We start from the raw sequence: 998 nt of genomic DNA, 5'->3' as shown, positions 1-998 counted from the left end.
GTTATGTGCAAGGCTAAATAACAAAATATGAGGATTCAACATAGATACTTGGTATATGACAGCCACACAAATGTAATCGGACCAATCAAACGTACTCTAGATAGATACTCTTGTGAATACAAATATAAAGAGGACCTTCATTGCGTAATTCCAAGTTTCAAATACTTGATTGAGTTTTACTTGTATGAAGACACGACAGGTTTCGAAGACTTGAAAGAGGCGGTTGACAGTTATGGAATAATTTCACAAGTAGGAACAGTCTATGAAAAAGCAGACATTGAAAATGCAGACTGGTTTGTCATAAACACAGGAGAATACCAGTATCCTCAACCCGAAGGTGATTTTGGTTACTTAAAGGCCACTTTTAATTTAGACGCATATTGTGGGGTTTGTGGCATTGGAAAGATTCAAAACGCACCTTATAGGCTGAAAGCAGAACCAAAACAAACCAAGAATCAGTTTTGGGGCTTACACTGGGAGTTTGAGGCAATATTCGTAAGGCCAGAAACTAAACAATTTTTAGAAAACGAAAAGGTAAAAGGCATCGCATTTTCTAAGCCCCTACTGCATAAGAAAAACAGCGAAGTTGAGTCAATCTTCCAATTGCATATAGAAACAATTTTGGATAGAGGTTTTGATGATTACAACACAAAAACAGTAACCTGCAAAACAGATAATGAAGAGGAGTGCAACATAGACACAAATCTAAAATGTTGCGGACGAGTTAAGTTTCATCATCCCCAAATTGGTGGTTATCTTTTTAATAAATCCCTTTTCAACCCAGATTATGAAATTGTTCAAACCAACGAGTATTTTGGTAGTGGCGGAAGTGCAGCAAGACTTCAAGTCGTCTCTAAGAGAATCAAAAATTTAATTGAAAAGCAGAAACTGAAAGGACTTTCATTTACTCCAATTGTCCATGAACAATCCAGACGGTAAAAGCCCAGCAAATAACCACACCTATACGGTAGCTACGCCACCGCATAGCCCAGTACGTT

General features: G+C 37.6%; 1 protein-coding gene. It reads left to right on the top strand.

Going from position 1 to position 998, the window contains the following annotated elements; genetic code table 11:
- Positions 1–165 precede the first annotated feature (165 nt).
- Positions 166–939: a hypothetical protein gene (locus J3P34_RS22035; protein WP_210490794.1), complete on the top strand. Its 774-nt coding sequence runs from the start codon at positions 166–168 to the stop codon at positions 937–939.
- The last annotated feature ends 59 nt before the right edge of the window (positions 940–998 follow it).

Origin of the sequence: Rufibacter aurantiacus, assembly GCF_017916345.1 — a bacterium.
Lineage (GTDB): Bacteria > Bacteroidota > Bacteroidia > Cytophagales > Hymenobacteraceae > Nibribacter > Nibribacter roseolus.
The sequence above is the reverse complement of the archived record's forward strand: the minus strand, read 5'-3'. Positions and strand labels throughout refer to the sequence as shown.